This window comes from Aerosakkonema funiforme FACHB-1375 (assembly GCF_014696265.1).
GTDB classification, from domain to species: Bacteria; Cyanobacteriota; Cyanobacteriia; order Cyanobacteriales; family Aerosakkonemataceae; genus Aerosakkonema; species Aerosakkonema funiforme_A.
The window spans coordinates 62,904-83,813 of record NZ_JACJPW010000024.1 but is presented as its reverse complement, the minus strand read 5'-3'; the positions used below and the strand labels follow the sequence as shown (position 1 = coordinate 83,813).

Annotated in this window: 12 protein-coding genes and 1 pseudogene; 5 read left to right on the top strand and 8 right to left on the bottom strand. The window is 43.9% G+C overall.

The genetic code is table 11. The features are described from left to right. Positions 1-439: 439 nt before the first annotated feature. Positions 440-3,166, top strand: coding sequence for an MBL fold metallo-hydrolase (locus tag H6G03_RS11525; RefSeq protein ID WP_242060382.1), 2,727 nt, complete (start codon positions 440-442; stop codon positions 3,164-3,166). Between the two features lie 122 nt (positions 3,167-3,288). On the opposite strand, the gene H6G03_RS11520 is transcribed toward H6G03_RS11525, so the two are convergent. After that, positions 3,289-3,588, bottom strand: coding sequence for a helix-turn-helix domain-containing protein (locus H6G03_RS11520; RefSeq protein ID WP_190464510.1), 300 nt, complete (start codon positions 3,586-3,588; stop codon positions 3,289-3,291). A gap of 252 nt (positions 3,589-3,840) precedes the next feature. Between H6G03_RS11520 and H6G03_RS11515 the strand changes: the two genes are divergently transcribed. Continuing rightward, positions 3,841-5,421, top strand: coding sequence for a phenylacetate--CoA ligase family protein (locus tag H6G03_RS11515; protein WP_190464509.1), 1,581 nt, complete (start codon positions 3,841-3,843; stop codon positions 5,419-5,421). Positions 5,422-5,471: 50 nt separating this feature from the next. Here H6G03_RS11515 and H6G03_RS11510 read toward each other — a convergent pair whose 3' ends face one another. From H6G03_RS11510 to H6G03_RS11485, 6 genes and pseudogenes are all read right to left on the bottom strand, one after another. After that, entirely contained in the window at positions 5,472-7,853 is a 2,382-nt protein-coding gene (locus H6G03_RS11510; protein ID WP_190464508.1) for an adenylate/guanylate cyclase domain-containing protein, read from the bottom strand. Positions 7,854-7,971: 118 nt separating this feature from the next. Further along, entirely contained in the window at positions 7,972-8,706 is a 735-nt protein-coding gene (locus H6G03_RS11505; RefSeq protein ID WP_190464507.1) for a PAS domain-containing protein, read from the bottom strand. 314 nt (positions 8,707-9,020) lie between these two features. Further along, complete coding sequence (locus H6G03_RS11500) at positions 9,021-9,551, bottom strand: Rab family GTPase (protein WP_190464506.1); 531 nt, start codon at positions 9,549-9,551, stop codon at positions 9,021-9,023. A 2-nt stretch (positions 9,552-9,553) separates the two neighbouring features. Then, complete coding sequence (locus H6G03_RS11495) at positions 9,554-12,349, bottom strand: OmpA family protein (RefSeq protein WP_190464505.1); 2,796 nt, start codon at positions 12,347-12,349, stop codon at positions 9,554-9,556. A 119-nt stretch (positions 12,350-12,468) separates the two neighbouring features. Then, positions 12,469-13,083, bottom strand: a complete 615-nt coding sequence (locus H6G03_RS11490) for a hypothetical protein (RefSeq protein ID WP_190464504.1) — start codon at positions 13,081-13,083, stop codon at positions 12,469-12,471. Positions 13,084-13,345: 262 nt separating this feature from the next. Continuing rightward, a pseudogene (locus tag H6G03_RS11485) lies at positions 13,346-13,522 on the bottom strand (3-oxoacyl-[acyl-carrier-protein] reductase); the annotation flags it as partial. Positions 13,523-13,622: 100 nt separating this feature from the next. Here H6G03_RS11485 and H6G03_RS11480 point away from each other — a divergent pair. The 3 genes from H6G03_RS11480 (at position 13,623) to H6G03_RS11470 (ending at position 16,974) form a co-directional block, all read left to right on the top strand. Continuing rightward, positions 13,623-14,297, top strand: coding sequence for an adenylate/guanylate cyclase domain-containing protein (locus H6G03_RS11480; protein ID WP_190464502.1), 675 nt, complete (start codon positions 13,623-13,625; stop codon positions 14,295-14,297). Positions 14,298-14,299: 2 nt separating this feature from the next. Further along, positions 14,300-15,772, top strand: a complete 1,473-nt coding sequence (locus H6G03_RS11475) for a mechanosensitive ion channel family protein (protein WP_190464501.1) — start codon at positions 14,300-14,302, stop codon at positions 15,770-15,772. 497 nt (positions 15,773-16,269) lie between these two features. Beyond that, on the top strand, positions 16,270-16,974 hold the full coding sequence (locus H6G03_RS11470) for a Uma2 family endonuclease (RefSeq protein ID WP_190464500.1): 705 nt from the start codon (positions 16,270-16,272) through the stop codon (positions 16,972-16,974). Between the two features lie 60 nt (positions 16,975-17,034). Here H6G03_RS11470 and H6G03_RS11465 read toward each other — a convergent pair whose 3' ends face one another. Continuing rightward, positions 17,035-20,835, bottom strand: coding sequence for a tetratricopeptide repeat protein (locus H6G03_RS11465; protein WP_190464499.1), 3,801 nt, complete (start codon positions 20,833-20,835; stop codon positions 17,035-17,037). Between the last annotated feature and the right edge of the window lie 75 nt (positions 20,836-20,910).

Below are 20,910 nucleotides of genomic sequence, written 5' to 3'. Positions count from 1 at the left end.
TAGGTTTCATAATCCAAGTAACGTAGTTCCGTAGAACTGAGTCTGGTCAACTAGAGCTTTTGCAAGCTCCCGCTATAGTTCGTTAGAACTTAGCGGTGAGTCGTTGACTGGATAATCTCCTCTTTTTCTGAGTCATATCGTGTGCGGTGGCATCGGTAGTATATGAGTGATGCGAACTATTATCTGTGGGAATCGGGGGTTAAATTTTTACCGCAGATGTAGGCAGATAAACGCAGATAAACGCAGATAAGAAAGCGATTTTTTATGCAACCGATGCTACTGGATATGATATCAAATATAGTCGATCGTGCTGTTCAATTTTGAGACGGACAGGATCTCAAGGCAATCCAAGGCAATACCGTATGTGAATAGCACAACTTTGCCCTCCGAGTGCTAAATTCGTGGAAATGCCGATCGGGCAATATCTTTGCAGACGACTATGACCAATTCCACCGCGATGTCTACGGCGGACAGCATCAACGCCACTATGCCACTGGAATCCGCTGATAGCGAGACGACATTCCAGTTCACCATCACAGGACAAATTAGTGCGATCGAAGGCGTACCGCACCTCGTTTGTGTCGATGGCACTGCTTTTCGCATCGCACAAAAACAAACGAACTGGACAGAAGGAGAAGTTTGTCGGTGGCGCGTCATTCCCAGCACCGATTCTACCGGAGAAATCTCGCTGGTGAGTTCGGTCAGTTGCGAATCCATCTCCACACTGCCAGATAGCGAGGATATTTGCAATTTTATCGGCAGGGTGATACAACTTGGTAGACGCAATTCATCCGTTCAGTTTAAAGTAAAACAAACACAGCAAAAAACCCTCAAGCTCACCTTAATCAATGCCAGTACTTTTAATCTCAAAGTGGGTCAATTGCTGGCAGTTCAAGCACGCAGAATAGGCAGAGAATTGCACATCTTTGCAGCTCAACTTGTTGACGAAGAACAGGAAAATACACAGGTAGAAAATCCGGCGACTTCCCAAACAGAGTCACAGGAAAATTCCTTAAATGTCGAGGTGATTGCACCTCGACAAAACTCCGCCATTTCCGAATTACCCGAACCCACTCCCCCAAACGATACTGCCTTAGCTGCACTGGCGGCGGAAACTGAAGAAAACTCCTGGGAACTCGCGCCAGCAGTCAGACGCCGCAACGGTTGGGAATGGGAAGCTGTTTCGCCAGCGAACGGACGACGGGCGCGGGTTTATGTCAGAGGCAAAAGAATCAGAGTTTATCAATATCCGGTTGTTTCTTCAGTTCATCCCGGTAGATTTTTAGCAGCAGAAATCGATGACTCGGATGGAGAAACAACCGACAGCGAACAACCGACAAATGACAATTTAACTGATAGATTAATAGTGATTCCTTTGGGTGCTGCGAAGGGAATTGGCGCTTCCTGCTTCCAAATATTGATCGGCCCTTATGAAATTGTACTCGATTGCGGCACCAGACCGAAGGGATACGATCCGCTACCGGCATTGGATGCTTTGAAAAATCCCGATTTGTTGCTGATTTCTCACGCTCACCAAGATCATATCGGTGCTGTACCCGTATTTCACAATCGCTTTCCGGCGACGCGGATGATTTGCACTCCCGGAACGAGGGAAATTGCTCATGTGATGTTGCAAGATTGTTTGAAAGTTCAGCAATTGAGTGAAGATTCGCCGGAACTTTTTGATGAAGGCGATTTAGAGCGTACTTTGTTTTGCTTGGAAACGCAACCGATCGCCACTGATTTTGAACCTTTACCGGGACTGAAGGTGAGGTTTATCAACGCCGGTCATATTGTCGGTGCTGCCTGCATTTATCTTTGCTATGGCGATCGCTCTCTGCTTTATACTGGAGATTACAATACTACTTCGACCCGCACTACAGAAGGGTTGAAGTTGGCGGATCTTCCCACCGCAGATATGCTGATTACCGAGTCAACTTACGGTGCGGATACCCATCCGAATCGCAAATCGCAAGAAACGGCATTGTTGGAAGCGATCGCAGAAGTTGTCACCAAAGGCGGTAACGTTCTCATCCCCGCTTTTGCGTTGGGAAGAGCGCAAGAAATTATCTTAGCTATTCGCACTAACGCTCTATTTCACAAACTGAAAATACCCATTTTTGTTGATGGTTTGGTACGTGCGGTAACCGATGTTTTCCGCGACAATTTGCCTTTGCTACCCCAGTCGGTGCGGAATTTTGCCCAGCAGAAACAAGAACCTTTCTTCGATCCCAATTCTTCTCCACCCATTATGCCGATCGCTTCTCCCAAAGAACGACCTCTGGCAATGGCAAAACCGAGTGTAATTATTGCCAGTTCGGGAATGCTTACTGGTGGGCCTTCCATTTATTATGCTTGTACTTTGTTGGAAAGAGAAAACGCCGCTATTTTTATTAGCGGTTATACCGATGAAGAAAGTCCCGGACGTTTGCTTCAGGGTTTAAAAACGGGAGATACTGTGGAATTGGAGGGCAAACAGCTAACTGTTCGCGCCCAAATCAGACGTTTTAATTTAAGCGCTCACGCGGATAAAGTCGGTCTGACGCAAGTAATTGCGAAGGTGAATCCGAAGCACTTAATTTTAATTCACGGTTCCCTGGAAGCTTTGCACCAACTGGCGAAAGCGGGAGAATTACAACAGAAACACTACGTTCATATTCCCAGTTTGGGTGAGGCGATCGAATACGGACAAGTGCCAGAACAAATGTCCCGCGCTAAAATTGTTCAGATGGATTTACCGGCTGAATTTGAGGTAACTGTAGAAGCGGAAGTCGAAGGTGCTTGGATCAGAATCCCGGAAACTGTGGTAGAATCAGATCCGCGTTGGCAGATGTTAGCTGGCAACGGCGTACTTAAAGCTAGGTGGGATGGTTTTCATCTCAAACTCAGTCCCCTTTCCCAACAACATATCGCCGTTGAAAAAGCGATCGCATCTGGAGAAGATTGCTGTGCGGTGTGTCAGTTTTTCACATCGGGAAAATGTCAGGGCGAGGAAAGTCCCCTGTTTGGTTTTCAAGTAGACCCCAACGGCAAATGCCCCGAATTTCTGCGTCGGGATATCAACAGTAAAAATGGCAAAGTGAAAGTTGAAATTGAAGATGATGATGTTGATGAAGAGGAAAATGAAGAAGTAGAGGATTTATATATGATGCCCGATGACGATTAAATTCAATGTGGCGATCGTCACAACTTATTTAATAGTAGGGTGGGTTACTGGAGTTTAGACGGGATCGCATCTTGCGCCAAGCTCTAAATGCGATCGCCTATCGTCAGTATCAAGTAAATACATTAAGCATCTGACTCCTCATCCACTTCCGATCGTTCCCTTGCCTGGTAAATTGTTGCTCTCAATTCTGTCAGGGAATCATCATCTGCTAAAGCACTTGCCTGCATTAATAAAACAGTTCGGCTACTTTGAGAACGCAACCAATCATCAATAGCGTCTTTTAAGAATCTCCAGTACTCTTCTATTTTGCGACCTGGAATATTTCCCTGCAAAGTTTGCCGCAAAACTGTTTCGGCTGGTAACCGTAAGTAAGTTGAAACTTCTTCTAAAGTTAGAACATCCGGCAAGGTTGTCTGCTCCATAGGTTAGTTGTGGTGCGTATTATTTGATTTGATTGTAGCAAAAAGAATCTCAAAGGCAGGCAGGATGCCTACCCCACAATAATTTTTGCAGATGTCTAATATATACTTCGTCGATCGCTTTTTGAATGTCTGTAAGGGTTTCCAAATACTTAATCCCCGCAAGGGGATTGAAACCATCCCTAATCCTCCCCAATGCCCCATCCCCCATCCCCGATGCAATACAATTTGAGTTGATGCGATCGACTATCCGCAATGCGAGAACAACAACGCGAACAAGCTATGAAAGCGTTTGCAGAATTCCTGACAACGCCAATGGAAACGCTACTCGAACGACACGCCAACACTAGCGCCGAGTCTGCTGCTTTGGCATTGTTTCGATCGGTTGCCAACGCAGTTCCCGCCTACCGCGCATTTTTGGCAGAACATCACATCGATCCGGCGTCCGTTCAAACTTACGCAAATTTCCAAAAGTTACCGCCTGTCACCAAAGAAAACTACCTCAAACTTCACCCTTTGGCTCAATTATGTCGCAATGGGGAATTAGAAAGTTGCGATACGATCGCAGTTTCTTCCGGGTCAACAGGAAAACCCACATTTTGGCCGCGTTTCTTCACCGATGAACTGCATATTGCCACTCGTTTTGAGCAAATATTTTACGATAGCTTTCAAGCAGATACTCGCCGCACTTTAGCTGTAATTTGCTTTACCTTGGGAACTTGGGTAGGCGGCATTTTTACAATGAATTGTTGCCGCTATCTCGCCAGCAAAGGTTATCCCATCACCGTTATCGCACCAGGGAATAACAAAGAAGAAATTTTCCGAGTTGTACAGGAACTCGGTACAGGATTCGATCAAGTTGTTTTGTTGGGATATCCGCCATTTATTAAAGATGTGATTGATAGCGGTATCGCCCGTGGGGTGGAGTGGCAAAAATATCATATCAAAATGGTTTTTGCCGGAGAAGTGTTTAGCGAAGAATGGCGCAGTTTAGTTGGGGAAAGAGTCGGTTCGACCAATTTATGTTATGATTCATCTGCACTTTACGGCACTGCGGATGCGGGTGTTTTAGGCAACGAAACGCCGTTGAGTATTTGCATTCGTCGTTTTTTAGCAAATCGTCCAGATGCAGCAAAAGCGCTGTTTGGAGAGTCGCGCCTACCGACTTTAGTGCAGTACGATCCTTGCAGTCGCTTGTTTGAAGTTTTAGATGGAACTTTGTTATTTTCTGGCGATAATGGCATTCCTTTGGTGCGCTACAACATTTTGGATAATGGCGGCATCATTAGTTACGATGAAATGCTGAAGTTTCTCGGAGAATGGGGTTTCGATCCTGTGGCAGAATTATCTATTGTGGGGCAGGCATCTTGCCTGCCATTATTAGATCCCAGTCAAGATCCCAACTTCACACAGCAACCTCTCTCCGCTACAAAGGTAAGAGGTATTCATAAGTTGCCTTTCGTCTATGTGTTCGGACGTTCTAACTTTACCGTTTCTTATTTCGGCGCGAATATCTATCCTGAAAATGTGACAGTCGGGTTAGAACAACCTGTGATTAAAGAGTGGGTGACTGGTAAATTTGTGCTGCAAGTTAAGGAAGATACCGATAAAAATAAGTTTCTTTCTGTCGTTGTGGAATTAGCGCCTGGGGTGGAAGGTAGCGAGGAGAAAAAAGAAGCGATCGCATCTTCTATTCTCTCTCAGTTGCGACGACTCAACAGCGAATTTGCTAACTACGTTCCCCCAGAATATCAAATGCCGCAAGTTGCACTATTCCCAACCGGCGATCCGGAATATTTCCCCATTGGAGTCAAACATCGATACACCAGAAAGTAAAAGTCAAAAGTCAAAAGTCAAAAACATAACTAATGACAACTGACAACTGACTAACCACTAAAATCTTTTCTGCCCACAAGAAAATAAGTAGTCATATTCCCCTTGCCTTTGACTAAAATTTCACCGCGCTGCTCGAATAAATAGCGATCGCGCAAAGCGCTGTAAGTCGCCTCAGTTACCTGAATTTGTCCTGGCAAACTGTGGGACTCCATCCGACTGGCGATATTTACCGTATCGCCCCACAAATCGTAAATAAACTTTTTCGTGCCGATGACGCCCGCTACAACCGAGCCAGTATTTATGCCTATTCGCATCCGAAAGGGTTTTCCCGTTGACGCAGAAAATTGGATCAGGGCAGCCTGCATATCGAGTGCCATTTCTGCGATCGCGATCGCATGATCGCTGCGAGGAACTGGCAAACCTCCCACCACCATATAAGCATCTCCAATTGTCTTGATTTTCTCCAAATTATGTTTTTCTGCCAGTTGGTCAAACTTCGAGAAAATTATATTTAGCATCTCAACCAATTCTGTGGGCGATATCAGAGAGGAAAGTTCTGTAAAGCCAACAATGTCGGCAAACATCACGGTAACATCGCCAAAGTTTTCCGCAATAGTGCTTTGCTCTTGTTTCAAACGCTCTGCGATCGGCTGGGGCAAAATATTAAGCAATAAACGTTCTGTTTGTTCTTGTTGATATCGCAATTCTGCTTCAGCCTGCAAGCGCTGGGTAATGTCGCGAAAAATAGCGCGAGTGGCAACCGGAATACCATCTACAAATTTACAGTTTATGCTTCCTTCTACAGAAATTTTTTTGCCAGCTTTAGTAAGGAATTCAGCTTTAACCTGCTCGACCTTTTCGCCCGACATTACCCTCTGTAAAAGTGTCTGACAATGTGTTAAAGCATCGGGATGAATGAGATCAAATATTGTCAGATTAGCAATTTCTGCTTCGGTATAGCCTAAAGTTTCTTGCCAAGCGCGATTGACATAAATAAAATTACCGTCAGCAGCAACCGACTGAATTAAATCGCTCGCATTTTCAAACAAATCTCGATATCTTTCTTCGCTCTCAGCTAGCGCTGTTTCTGCACGTTTGCGCTTGATAAACTGACCCAATTGACTGCCAATAGCAACCATTGTCTGAAGCAGGTCTTCATCAACCTCTTCTTTCTCGCGATTAAAGAAAACCATCACCCCCAAAACTTCCCAGTCACTTTTGATGGGAAATCCGAAAGCTGCTTGCAGACCTGTTTGCGATGCTAGTTGATTCAGCGGACAGTCAGCATCATCAACGATATCGGCAATCCACTGCGGCGAAAGTGTAGCCCAAATGCGACCGGGCAAACCAACACCAGGAGCAAAAGTAGTCTGCTTGGTTATATTAATCAATTTTGAAATGTCAGACGATGACCCAGACCAAATTTCCGCACACTGCAAATAGGGAACGCCAGATTGGTGAGCAAATTCGGCCTCTCCTACTCTCCTCTTCTTGTCTTCCTCTGGCATCCAAAATTCACCGACTGTCCATCCCAAGCTTTCACACACGGCCCGTAAGAATTTCGGTAGCGCCTGTTCCACAGTACCAGAATCTGAGAGGACGCGAGTCGTCGCGTACTGTGTCAGCTGACGCTTTTCAATCCGCTGGCGCTCTGTTATATCTCTACCTATATAGATTAAATCTTTTACCCCCTCTATTTCGGTTTCAACAGTGGAGCAAGAAAAAGAAACGACTATCTTTTTTTCCGTTTTGGTCTGACATACTATTTTCAGATCTTGCAAAAATTCTCCAGGCGGTAACAAATGCGGTTGAATTGTTTGCCAAATAATATTATGTTCTATAATAAATTTTGAGATCTCCTGGTTAATTAATTCGGATTCACTGTACTCAAACAAATCTTGAGCCGCTTTATTGGCCGTTTTGATAATTCCCGAACTATTTGTCACAAACAAAGCATCTGCCATTCCTTTAAGGATTTTATCGATATAATTTTTAGAAGCAGTCAATGCACTAGACAAAAGATGCAATTCATTTACTGTTTGGACTAGATTCTGTTCTAAAACCATCTTTTGTGTTACATCTTCAAAAAAGATTAATAATCGTTTTTGAAGCGATTTTTCATCTTCGTCACCGATGGCATAAAGATCGATATATAAAGGAGATGTTCGATTGGAAAATCTGGCAATTCCTTTATATTCAAAAGAATCCTGCTGGCCTTCTATAACGGCAATTAAAATATCTTCAACTCCTATTAATTCAGGAAAGCCTTCCCGGACATCTTTCGCTATTGCTACTTCTTGGGGAGAATCAGCAAATCTTTGCACTCCCTCGGAAATATCGATAATCTTGAATTCTCGATCCATTGCCAGATATTCTACGTGGCGGTTTTCTGAAGGTTTGTTGAATATTTTGTCGATCACCAAATATTTCATGACGCTTTTACCCTGGGGATGTTCTTTATTTAAAGCTAAGCCATTTTATGCTAATTTGTATAGAATTAACATAAATTTATGTTGGCTCGGGCACATTTAAGTTTGCGTAACTGCTAACTCAAGACTTATCCTTATTCCTTCCTACATAGATAAAATCTTGGAATTCCTCAATGTCCGTTTCAACAATTGAGCAAGAAAACTCTAAGTAAATCAATTCTCCTGTTTTTGTTTTACAAACAACCTCCATATTTTTCAACGCATCCTTTGGGGATAAGTAATGTTGCTGCTTCGATAGCCGTAAAAATTTTTCGTCAATAATAATTAGTGAGATTGGCTGATTGATTAATTCCCATTCCCTATATCCGAATAAATTTTCAGTTGCCTGATTTATTTTTTTTATATATCCATAATTATTCGTAACTAATAAAACTTCCGCTAGCGCCGCAAAAATTTTATCTATATATTTTTTGTATTCTGTCAAAGCACTAGCTAAAAGGCTTGTTTCATTAGCTCTTTGGGTTAAGCTTTGCTGCAACACCATTTTTTCGGTGACATCCTCCAAAATGATAATCAAACGACTTTGCAAAGTTTTTTCATCTCGATCGGCTACAACAAAAACATCAATGTAAAGAGGATTTTCCTGTTCTAGACAGCGAGCGATACCTCTGATCTCAAAACTATTTTGCTCTCCTCTAAGTATGGCAGTTAGAGTATCTTCAACTCCGATAAATTCAGGAAAGCCCAGACGAATATCTTTTCCCTTGATTATCTGATCGGGACAATCGGCAAACCTTTGGACATCCCAAGATGCTTCTGTAATGAGGAAATCCTCATCCACTGCCATATATTCCATACGGCGGGGTGGCGATATGAGTTCTAAAAGTTTGTTTACAAGAGGGTTCATTCTGGCTTGATACTTTTTTTCAGCTTAAGGTATCTTCATATCATAATAATTCGGGAAATCTCTCGCTGAGATCGTTTCCTATTACAACCAGAGCGGTAGGAACCCCAAACCGCCCGACTTCCTGAGATTTGTTTAAAATCAGGAAACTTTTATCCACTGCCAAATATTGAATTTGGCAGAGCATTGAGCATTTGTTGAAAATTCGATCCATTAGCCAATATTTCATATGGCGTGGGCTTGAGGACTGATTGAAAGTACAAGTTTTAGCTGGGTTCCACCATTTTGTAAGCTAACTTGTGAAAAATTAAGTCAACGTCTTTGCCTGTTTTAGCAGAAGTTGAATGAGTTGCCAATACTCGCGGCTCCTCAAATTGGTAGTTGTCGAGCAGTTTCTCGATTTTTTCTTCCTCGAACATATCTGATTTATTCAAGGCGGCGATGATAAATCCTTTAGGGTTGATGGAAAAAAACAAATTCATATGCTCTATCATGCGTTCTAAGGTTTCCTGACGGGTGACATCTGCGACGATGATGGCACCGCTGGCCCCCTGGAGGTAGGATGGCGCGATCGCCTTAAATTTAGTATGCCCCTCTAAATCCCAGATCATCATCTGCAAATTTAGCTTTTCCTGCTCCTTAACTCCTTCCAACTCGACAGTCTTCCGGGAAATCTTGACTCCTACAGTGGAAAGATACTGATCGCTGAACTGACGCTCCACAAAGCGGCGAATCAGGCTGGTTTTGCCGACGCCAAAGTCACCAACAAGACAAATCTTTTTAGAAATCGTGGACATGATTATTTATTTTTGAAGCCCGGAGTCACCGGCTGAAATTGTACACATCTACTTAACCATAGCGGTTGACGAGAATCTAGCCCTAACGGGGGATTTGGTGTGCCTACCGCTTGCAAGCGTTTGGGAGGAATGCCTTCTGCGATTAGGGCTCGTCGCACCGTTTCCGCACGCAATAGTGCCAAACGCTGATTTTCTGTTGCGGTGCCGATCGTATCGCTATGGCCTACTATTATCAGATTTATTTGTTGATACCGATTCAGAAATGCTTTAACTTGAAGGACTTTGTTTTTGTTTTCTGCTTTTAACTCAGCGTCACCCAAATCAAAATAAATACGTATGGGTAGGGATAATTGCTGTAGTTGCACAGTATTGGTGACAGTATTAACCCCCGGTATTTTCTGAAAAGCCTGGGTAATCTTTCTGGCGTCTGCCACCTCAGCTACAGTTCCCTGTACCGTGACTTTCCCTGCTTCATAACGAGATGAAATGGCAACGCCGTTCATCTGATTCAAAGTTGATGTGACTCGTTTTATTTCCGCTGCTGTTAAAACTGGATCGGCAGGTACTTCGACTGCTAAAATTTTGTTTTCTAACGACAGATTAGGTGCAACTTTTTTGGCAATTTGTTCGGCTTTGTTGCGGAGATATTCAGAAGGCAATTTTCCTTCCAGTCGCAGTTTGCCGCTATCTACATGAATGGAAAGTTGATAAATGGCTAACTCTGGGGTTGATGCTAATGCTAGGGCGGTATTTTTCTCGATGCGGCGATCGCTGGCGTTACGGTATTGGTAATATCCCCAAGGTACAAAAATTAAACTTGCTACAACCAAACTGAGGGCTAACAAGCCAATGGGTATAGATTTTTTTACTTTTGAATATTTTTCCTTGCTGTTTACTAATCCTTCTATAATATAGTTGACTCGTTCGGGAATAATGCTGGGGTCTCCTTCATAGTTTTTGATAGTATCGCCATAGCTTTCTACGATGGCAAGGAGCCCTTCTTGCATCCTATGTACGTACCATTGCGGAGTTTCTCCTTGAGTCACGACAGCTAAATAACAGTAACCGGCCACTTCTAAAACTATCTTGGAATTGCCATAGTCGATCGCATCAATTTCCGATACATCACCAGTGCGAGCGATGCAGTCATTCACGAAGCTGCGGATAGCAGTTAGCATACCCGCCACCATTTCCGATTCCAATCTTTCATCGCCAGAAATTTGGGCTTCTGCAATCACCAAACCGGATGCTTTGTGAATTAAGAAAACAGCGCGGACAGCAAAAGGTATCGCTTCTTTGAATATTAGTTCCGCTTCTGAGACTCCCTGCATTTTGGCGCGGATTTTGCGATTGAATCCCTCTAAGCTTAAGGCATTTTCGATTTTTTCGTTGATACTGCGAACTACGTCTGCCATGTATTTGGCAATTGTGCTGCCAATGATTGTATAAAGGGCATCCACCATGCTATCTCGCTCGATCTCAATCTGCGTTTTGATCGCTTTGCCCATTTCCGGTGCTAGCGCTTCCGCGATCGAGTCTTGTTGCAGTCTCACTTGTTCCTTTATTGCTGATGCTATTTCTGGGGCGATCGCCTGAGCGATTTCCTGCGGGTTATTGCGAATTTGTTTGGAAATTGCAGGTGGCAGCAATGGTGCGATCGCAGCGCTGAGTGCTTCTTTATCTTCTTGGCGCTTGCTCTCTAAAATTGCATCGATAATTGGATAAAGGGCATCCACCATTGCCTGTGGATTTTTCCTAACTTGCTCCTTAATTGCGGCTGGAATTTCTGGTGCGATCGCATACCCTATTTCTGTTGGTTTGTCGCGAATTTGTTGGGCAATTGCCACTGGAAGTGCTGCGGCTATAGCTACACCGATCGCTACTTTGTCATTTTTAGTTTTCGCCAATATCGCTTCATCAATGATGGGAGCTAGCGCACTGGCAACTGCTTCTCTTGATTCCGCCGAATCCGCTATTTTTCGATCCAGCAGTTCGGAAATTATTGGCCAAAGCAGTTCGATCAATTCTGTGCGATCGTTAATTGTATTTTCTATATCTTGAATTTTATTTTGAAAACCTGTTATTACAGCTTGCATCTGAGTCATTTCCGGCCCTAACAGCATAAATTGCAGCTGTTTAAATGCACCGTATTTATCCTCTACATTTTCTGACTCAGGCTCAGATGATGAAATTCGCTTGTGCGGATTTTTTTGTATTTCCTTTTCCTGCCGATCGAGTTCTTGTACTTTCTTCTCCTTCTCCTCTCGTTCCTGTTTGGCGGTAATATCGCTATTTAAATCCGATAAATCGGCTAAATCGGGCAACAATGATAACTCTTCGCCCCTAGATTCTTCTAATTTCTCCTCTATATTAAAAGTTTGTTCTGCCAGGTTTGCATCTGGCTCTAATTCGGCGATAATATTATCTGATACGATATCTGAACTAAGCTCAGATGGCAAATCGTCGCTGTTTGCCTCTTCTACTTGTGCTTGTAAAGGCAATTGCTGTTCTGTCAGATATTCTTCTGGCTCAATTACGGATGAAGCATTTACATTAATATACCCATATCCATCTATAATTTCGTAATCGATCGCTTCCTCACCGCGACTCGAATCTTCGTTCATTGGAGGAGGCGATTCGCTCGTCTGTTTTTCTTCCCTATCCAGGATTTTGAGGTCAATTAACAGATCTAGCAAGCCCTCAATCCGATCTATTTTTTGATAACTTGACTCGGTTGGCTCGGAAAGAACATTTTCCCGACTCTCTACCTCAGTTGAATTTTCTTTTGACAAAGGCATAGGTAGGTATCCCCGCTCTTAGTGTTCAACTTTGCAATTACAGCAGTGAGTTGAAAAACCGAGCGATGCCAAATAAAATTGTGCAATTTTATCGCAAGGCTTCAGCTCGGTTATTTAGTCTATTCCCAGTTTTTACTTTGTCCTAGCAAACGAACATCGTTATACAGATTCTCAGTGTCGGCAACTTCTTTGAGCTGGGGGACAAACTCGTTTCCTTTCAGCCTCATACCAAGCTCAAACAGAATTTCTGCCATATCATCCCTGGAAACTTTTACATCTCTCATCACCGAGATGCGCCGTTCCAATTCATCAAAAACCTGCGCTCTCAAACTCCGAACATCTTCCTGAAGTTTGCTTCTTGCTTGTGACAATTCCTCGCGCAGTGAAGATGTTTGGTTATCGACAGTTTGATCTAGCGCCTCAATCGTGTTGGAGAACTTTTTGTTGACGCGATCTAACTGTTGCCGCAAGTCGTTAATTTCTTCCTGGGATGTTAAATTAAGAGACTTGACTTTCTTCTCCAGCCCATCAACTGCTGCCCGTAGTTCTGTAGATAAGATAGTCCTTACTTGATCGATGCGATCGCGCATCTCCTGCTGTACCAACGATATATCCGACTCTATCTTGTCAAAGCGATTGTTATATTCTCGCAGCTGAGGGCCAAAAATAATATCGCGAATCTGGTCAATATTACCCAGTCGTTCGCGCATTTCCTCTTTCGTGATTTCTGCCATGCCAACCCCTTTGTTTGTCGGGAACAATTGTTTAATAAAATGTTTACCTTTCTAGCCAAGGTGACTCGATCGTCCAAAGGCGATTTCGGACTAAGTTCCTTTTAATTTTACATTGTATCCCGGCTTTTGTTCATCCCGACAATTTACGATTGAGCTTGTTTTCTTATCTAAAGTCCGTTTTGTTTACTTGGATACAACTTTTCTATACCTTGACTTTATACACAATTTGTGGTTAAATACCGCTGCCCCCATTTTGACTGGGAATAAACTGAATCTTGCCAAAATCTTCTGGCGAGAGAATTCCCTTGAGGCGATCGATCTCCTGTCCGTTGCGATCGGGAATTGTCACGAGAGCGACACCGTGCGCCAAAACCACTGGCGTCACACCCAAACCCAGTTCGCCAGTACCCCCAGTCAGTCGAACTTGCTTACCTTGCATCCCTGTTCCCTCATCTGCACACACAGAAAAAGATAGCGCAATCGTACCCTCGATGGAAGAGGCAGGGGGAGTGGGGGAGTGGCGGAAGAGAAAAAGTTTTATGATTTTGGCGATTGATTTGCCATTTCAAATAATCATAATTTACCTAAAAAAACGCCTCAAAAATGGAGAAAAAAACATTGCCGAGCAGGTTTCTAATGTCACGGTCTTGTTCTCCGACCTCCATCACTTCACCCAGCTTTATCAATCGATGTCCGCCCAGGAAGTTGTTGCCGTGCTTAATGAAATGGTAACAGCGTTCGATGAAATGGCGGAAAAATACGGTATAGATAAGATCAAAACCATTGGGGATGGTTACATGGCAGCCTGCGGACTGAGTGTGCCGCGTTTGGATCGTGAAAAACGCATGGTAGAATTTGCGGTAGAAATGCTTGCCTTTGTCCGCCGATTCAGTTATGAAAAAGGCTTGCATCTAGACCTGCGGATTGGTATCAATTCAGGAGATGTGGTGGCGGGCATCATGGGCAAAAATAAAATGCTCTACGACGTTTGGGGCGATACTGTCAATATTGCCAATCAGCTGAGGTCAGCTTGTCCGCCAGGAGCGATTATGGTTTCCCAAAACATTTGCGATCGCCTGCAAGACCTGTACGAGTTTGAGCCGATTGGGGAAATCCAAGAACCTGGAAAACAAAAGCTATTAGCTTGGCAACTGAGAAGTACCCAGCAACCAGTAAATGCTACCGCAACTAAAGAATGGAAATCGGAGAAATAAATATGAGCGCAAACTCCGAATGGTCGATCTGGGCGATCGCGATCGGCGTTGGCTTCCCGTTGCTCGTAATTGTGCTGGGAGAAGCTATTCATCATTTACAAAGGCACGGTAAACCGATCGCGGCGACGTTGGTACTCGTAAGGAACCTCGTCATACCCGTCTTGGTGTTGATGCTGTTCCTTAATAAGGTCGTTGAGCTTGACAGGAGCGGGAATTTTGTCAAGATCCTGGAAACGCTGTTTTGGCTATCCGTTATCCACACATCTCTCTCTCTGATTAATGCCATCTTATTTGAAGATGCTGAGGCAAATACATGGCGGGCGCGGATGCCCAAACTGCTGATCGATCTCGCTAGACTGTTTTTGATACTTGCAGGAAGTGCGATCGTACTGGCGGTAGTGTGGGGTGCAGATCTGGCAGGTCTGGCTACTGCTTTAGGCGTTAGCTCAATTGTGATCGGTTTGGCACTTCAGGACACATTGGGCAGCATCATGTCTGGCGTTGCGCTTCTTTTCGAGCGCCCCTTTACTGTAGGCGATTGGTTGCGCGTTGGAGATATCGAAGGTCGAGTGATTGATATCAATTGGCGCTCTGTTCGCCTGCTCACACCCCAACGCCAAGTGGTTGTCGTTCCTCATCAGTTTATTGGCAAAGAAGTAATCTGGAATTACAGCCAACCGGACGGCATTTACAACCAAACCATCAATATTAGCTTCTCCTACGATAGTCCCCCCAACTTGGTCAAACAGGTGCTAAAAAGTGTAGCTTTGGCTACACGAGGAGTATTGGCGGAACCGGAGCCAGAAGTTACAACTAAATCCTACGATCGAACTGCAATTACCTACGAGGTGGAGTTTTTTGTAGAAAATTTTGAGGATGTGGGGCAGATATATGACAGCTTTATGACGCGAGTCTGGTACGCAGCGCAGCGAAACAACCTCTCGCTCCATCAGTATCAGTATGAATATTCCACGCAACCGCCGACCAAGACAGATAGCGCTTCAAGTATGCTGGCACAAAAGCTGCACTCAATTCCCAGCTTTATGCCCCTAGCTAGGGAACAGGAAAGCTTGGCTGACCTAAGTAAGGGAACCGTTGTACAGAAATTTGGTGCGGGAGAGACAGTTATCCGCCAGGGCGATCGCAGTAATTTCTTGTACGTTATCATCGCGGGTGAGGCTGCAATCACCATCACGAACGACTTTGGCAAGGAGCAGGAGGTAATGGCTCTCTCTCTCGGTGAGTTCTTTGGTGAGATGACACTCTTTAGTGGCGAACCGAGTCCCGTATCGATCGCCGCTATTGACGATTTGCAAGTTATTGTCATTTCCTCAGATGCTGTGAGTAGGATGATAGAACGTCAACCGACCTTTGCCCGCCAGATCGGTCAAATTATAGAAGCACGAAGGAGTGCGATAAGTGCCGCTCAATTAGAAGATGTTTCGTCTAATAGACATTTCCAGAAAAGTATGTAGAGACCTTGCATACAACGTCTCTACAGGCTCTTCCGTACTTAGTGTGCCAAATGATTAGTTTTTTCGTGTCCTAACCCTTAGTTAGCTGGCATTTCAAGCTAATTGTCCCTTCAGAAGCAAGTTGTCATAGGTAAACTAAGGTATAAATAATCTGAAAACCTTACTCAGCAAAGCTGGAGGACAAATTTAAGTTAAATTATCACACTAAGTACGGAAGAACCGGCATTAGCATTCGGGCGACAATCACTTTCTCAAAACCAATAAATCTTCTATCCGAATGCTTCGCCCTGCCCGCACGCAACCAAACGTAAAAAGAATATTTATCCATATAAAAATAGGTCATAATTTATGTATATATTTTTTTGAAAATTTGGCCATCATATAATTAAATTAATTATACTATTAACGTTTATGCAAACAATTTTCGGTAGAATACTTTAACCATTCCCCCACAAACCACCTTACAATTAAATTAGGCGTGTCACCCAGACCCCATCATGTTAAAGTATAACCCAAGACATTACTTACCCTCTTCCGAAGAACTACCCGACTCTGACGATACACCAGTGGATAATCAATTACAACATTTAATTCCCGGTTTGCTAGAAGCAATCTTAGCCTTAGTTTGGGCAAACCGCATGGATTGGTTTTTTGGTGTTGATATGGGGGTATATTACGACCCCGAAGAACCTGCTGTAGTTCCAGATGGATTTCTTAGTTTAGGAGTAGAAAGAGTTTTTGATGAAAATTTGCGCCTCAGTTATGTTTTTTGGGAAGAAAATCATACTCCTCCTATTATGGTGCTAGAAGTTGTTTCCCAGACACGGCGGGGAGAATATACCAAAAAGAAAAAACTTTATGCCGAATTGGATGTATTGTTTTATGTGGTATATAATCCTCAACGCCGCCGCAAATCACCATTAGAAGTATATCGTTTGGTGGATGGTGAATATGTTTTGCTACCGCAAGAAAATCCAGTTTGGCTACCTGAAATTGGGTTAGGAATTGGGAGAGAAAGGGGAAATTATCAGGGAATAACGCGAGAATGGCTTTATTGGTATGATGAACAAGGACAAAGATTGCTGACACCTGAAGAACGGATTTTGCAAGCGGAACAACGCGCCCGTGATGTGGAACAAAAAGCCGAAAGATTGGCGGAAAAATTGCGAGAATTAGGGATAGATCCAAATTCTTTAAATTGAAATTTAGGTATGTTGTTGCGCTTTAGCGCTAAAGTGCTGTGTTCCAGAAACCCGGTTTCTCTAAGAAACCGGGTTTCTTTGCACCATGTTATAACTCCTATAGTGCTTTTCCTCCCGCTTTTCCTGTTTGAAAAACACCCAAACCGCCATCGCCAACACTAACAAAACGCATCCCCAAACTAGGTAACGGCGAAACATTCCCACAGAAAAATAGAAACCCGGTTTCTTGAAGAAACCGGGTTTCTGGAGGCTAGGATTTTCTGAATTGACAGGTTTTGAACTAGCAGCCATTTTTTGCACGCGGGTAATAATTCCCTTAGCCGTTTCAGCATCGGGTGATTTAATTCGCTGCAAGATTTCCAGAGATTGCTGTAAATAATTTAGCGCCGTGTCAAACTCTCCTCTTTTATATGCTAATAATTGTCCCAACATTCCCAAAGTAATAGCTTTTCCTTGCACGTTACCAGTGCGTTCCTTTAGTTCCAAAGATTGCTGATAAAAAGCGATCGCCTGATCGATATCTCCCGTGTTAGCGTAGATGATAGCCAAACAGTGCAAATTAGCGGCTTTTCCTTGTGCGTTACCAATGCGTTCGTGTAGTTTCAAAGATTGCTGATAAAATCCGCTCGCTTTTTCCATCTCTCCCGTGCTAGCGTAAATGTCAGCTAAATTGTGCAAAGTAGCGGCTTTTCCTTGTACGTCACCAATGCGTTCGTCTAGTTCCAAAGATTGCTGATAAAATGCGATCGCATTTTCGATATCTCCCGTGTTAGCGTAGATATAACCCAAATTGTTCAAAGTAGCGGCTTTTGTTTTTACGTCACCAATGCGTTCGGTTATTTCCAAAGATTGCTGATAATATGCGATCGCTTTTTCGAGCTCTCCCATATCAGCGTAGATAATAGCCAAACAGTGCAAAGTAGCGGCTTTTCCTCGCACGTTACCAATGCGTTCGTTTAGTTCCAAAGATTGTTGATAATATGCGATCGCATTATCGATATCTCCCGTGTCAGCGTAGATATTAGCCAAACCGTGTAAAGTAGCGGCTTTTCCTTGCACGTCACCAATGCGTTCGGTTAGTTCCAAAGATTGCTGATAATATGCGATCGCTCTTTTGATATCTCCCGTCTTAGCGTAGCTCCGACCCAATTCATGCAAAGTAGCTGCTTTTCCTTGCACGTCACCAATGCGTTCCTTGAGATCCAAAGATTGCTGAAGAAATGGAAACGCCTTTTCGATATCTCTCCTGTTAACGTACATATAACCCAATTCGTGCAAAGTAGCGGCTTTTCCTTGTAAGTTACCCATACGTTCAAATAGTTCCAAAGATTGCTGAAAAAGTGCGAACGCTTTTTCGATATCTGCGGTGGTAACATAGCTACCAGCCAAGTTATGAATAATTTTTGCTTTTTCTGTTTCATTTTCTGGGGGACAAATTGAGAGTGCTTGTTGATAGAACTGCTGTGCTAGTTCAACTTTTTCCAGTGCTTCTTCAGAACGTGCTAATTCATGCAAAATGCGGTAATCTTCATTCAATTTTAAGGTAAGTTTGCATAACTGCACCGCTTCCCTAAATCGGCTTTTATTATTCCAGTTAATTGCCAGAACTTTTGCCAATTTTACCGCGATTTCTGTTTCTTTCCCCAGCAACGCTAACCGATGAATTTCCAAAGCCTCTTCTTCTAATTTAGTTTCCGACTCTTCCCACCAAATCCGATAAAGAAATTGTCCAGCCGTGCGATAAATAGTTTCTGCATCAGCCGGAAATTCTAGCAAAGATGCCAATATCCGAGGAACGCGATAGTGAAATTCAGCTTGCGGATTGCTCATTTCCAACAAACCCAAAATTCCAGCGCGTTCGACGTGACTATCCAAATTAGAAATATTCCCACAAACAGCAGCAATCGCTACTTTTGGTACAGGTAACTCATACACCAAAGCCAAACCCAGCATCTTCACCAAACCTGCTGGCTGCTGCTTCAACAATTCCGCTGCCAAAATATTCTCGCGAAACTCCGCTTCCGCCTTTTCCATCTCCTGCAAAATCAGGTGATTATTTACCCGTTCTGCCAGTAAAATCTTATCCAGCCAATTTAATAACCGAGGATTTCCATCGGCAATTCTTTTCGCCTTCGCTTGCAAATCGACATCCACCTTCGAGGTAGAATTAAAAGCAGGGAGGCGGTCATACTTTTTTTCTAAATCTGCACCTCGCAACGCCGCCAAAGGTTCCCGATGCAGGCGATGATTCAGTTCCGGTAATGCAAAATCATAGCGAGAAGTGATAATCACTCGATGCGGCAACTTACTATTAGTTATTCCCTTCAGCAGCGACATCAGCACATCCACAACTTCCGACTGCAAAACCGCCATCCCATTCTGCAATTCCAAATTCGCCTCAAAATCATCCAACACGAACGCAAATCGCTGTTCTGGATAATTCAAACCTTGCTGCAAAAACAAACTCAAACGCTGCATTAAAGGTAATTTACCATTTAAAATTTCCTGTCCTTTCTCCGAAGTACATTTTTCTGCCAACAAACGCAGCAACTTATATTCATCCAAACCGCGATAAACAAAAATCATTTCATACCCAATCAACCGTTCCAGCAGTCGCGCCGTCACCGTACTTTTTCCCACCCCTCCCATACCGTGAAGCAGAACCCCCAAATTGCTGGGTGTCCGCAATTGCTTCAAACAGCGTTGCAACGTCCGCCGCCTTCCCACAAATTCTTCCGGTGTCGCCACTCGCACTTGCTGGGTAGCGGGGTCTAAAAATTGCTGTCCGATAGGTTCGTTAGGTATCCAAATCGCATCTCCCAAAGGTTCCACCAACGCCGCCGGACATTCGCCGCCAACATACAACCGCAGCAAATGCCAATCGGGGATATTTTCCTCTATTAAATATTGATAAGTATCAGCCAAAGCTGCCGCTAGTTCATCTCCCGCCGCCAATGCGCCGTAAAGTTTGGCTGCTGCTACCGTCGCGGAAGTTTCCAACACCGGACGACCCCAGCCTAACACGGCTTTGGCCCCCAACTCAATCAATTTGGCTGCCATTGAAGGAACTGCGCCATTTTCGGCTGCTTGTCCGGTACGACAACCTGATAAAAATATTAATTGTGGCCATCGATGGCGAAAAACTTTCTCGATTTCTGCGGCGGTTGCGTGGTAAGCTTCCCCCGTGTCGGTTTCGGTAATAAAATATGGTGTGAAAGGTTCTGCCGTGGGAATGGAAGCGTGTCCCGTCAGGTGGAAAACATCAAAAGGTTCTTTGTAGCGTTTCCAAAGTTTTCCCAATTCTTCAATACAACCGCTTTCCTCCACCCGCAACATTAGCGGTAATTCGGCAGTATCTTCCAGAATTCGCGCTTCTTCCCGTTCAAAATCTAGCACTGGTTCCACCGCTTGGGGAGATGTCGCCATAAACAATACCCGCAAAGGACGCGCTTCGATGATGTTGGGTTTGGTTTCCTCAACCCAACCTACCTGGCGGATGGGAATGGTGACGGGATTAACTCGTTTTACCAAAAAATCTATGCCATCGTGGAGAACTTCCCAAGGCAAATGCGCCAATTTCTGACCCGCATCAATGGCTAAAATCAAGCCACCATCTTTACTTTTGTCAATAGCGCGACTTAACCAGCGTCCGTTTCCATCCAGCCAGACAAATAACTGTTTACCGATATCGACTAAAGCGGGTCTGCCCAAATAGTAATCCCGTTTCGCCTGTTTGAGCAAGTTGTCGATGCCGGATAATTTCAGTTGTTGGGTTTCGTACTGACTGGGACGGTCAAAATAATAACGTAATTCGATACAATCCCCGTCAATTTCCGCCAGTCGAATATGGAGGGTTTGCATTTGTAGTTTTTTTCAATATGGTAGATAAGTGGCTGAGAAACCGGGTTTTTTCGGAAAAACCCGGTTTCTGATGTT

Coding starts and splice junctions, on each gene's coding strand:
- H6G03_RS11525 (WP_242060382.1), top strand. CDS start 440: ATGACCAATTCCACCGCGATGTCTACGGCGGACAGCATCAACGCCACT.
- H6G03_RS11520 (WP_190464510.1), bottom strand. CDS start 3,588: ATGGAGCAGACAACCTTGCCGGATGTTCTAACTTTAGAAGAAGTTTCA.
- H6G03_RS11515 (WP_190464509.1), top strand. CDS start 3,841: ATGCGAGAACAACAACGCGAACAAGCTATGAAAGCGTTTGCAGAATTC.
- H6G03_RS11510 (WP_190464508.1), bottom strand. CDS start 7,853: ATGAAATATTTGGTGATCGACAAAATATTCAACAAACCTTCAGAAAAC.
- H6G03_RS11505 (WP_190464507.1), bottom strand. CDS start 8,706: ATGGAATATATGGCAGTGGATGAGGATTTCCTCATTACAGAAGCATCT.
- H6G03_RS11500 (WP_190464506.1), bottom strand. CDS start 9,551: ATGTCCACGATTTCTAAAAAGATTTGTCTTGTTGGTGACTTTGGCGTC.
- H6G03_RS11495 (WP_190464505.1), bottom strand. CDS start 12,349: ATGCCTTTGTCAAAAGAAAATTCAACTGAGGTAGAGAGTCGGGAAAAT.
- H6G03_RS11490 (WP_190464504.1), bottom strand. CDS start 13,083: ATGGCAGAAATCACGAAAGAGGAAATGCGCGAACGACTGGGTAATATT.
- H6G03_RS11480 (WP_190464502.1), top strand. CDS start 13,623: ATGATTTTGGCGATTGATTTGCCATTTCAAATAATCATAATTTACCTA.
- H6G03_RS11475 (WP_190464501.1), top strand. CDS start 14,300: ATGAGCGCAAACTCCGAATGGTCGATCTGGGCGATCGCGATCGGCGTT.
- H6G03_RS11470 (WP_190464500.1), top strand. CDS start 16,270: ATGTTAAAGTATAACCCAAGACATTACTTACCCTCTTCCGAAGAACTA.
- H6G03_RS11465 (WP_190464499.1), bottom strand. CDS start 20,835: ATGCAAACCCTCCATATTCGACTGGCGGAAATTGACGGGGATTGTATC.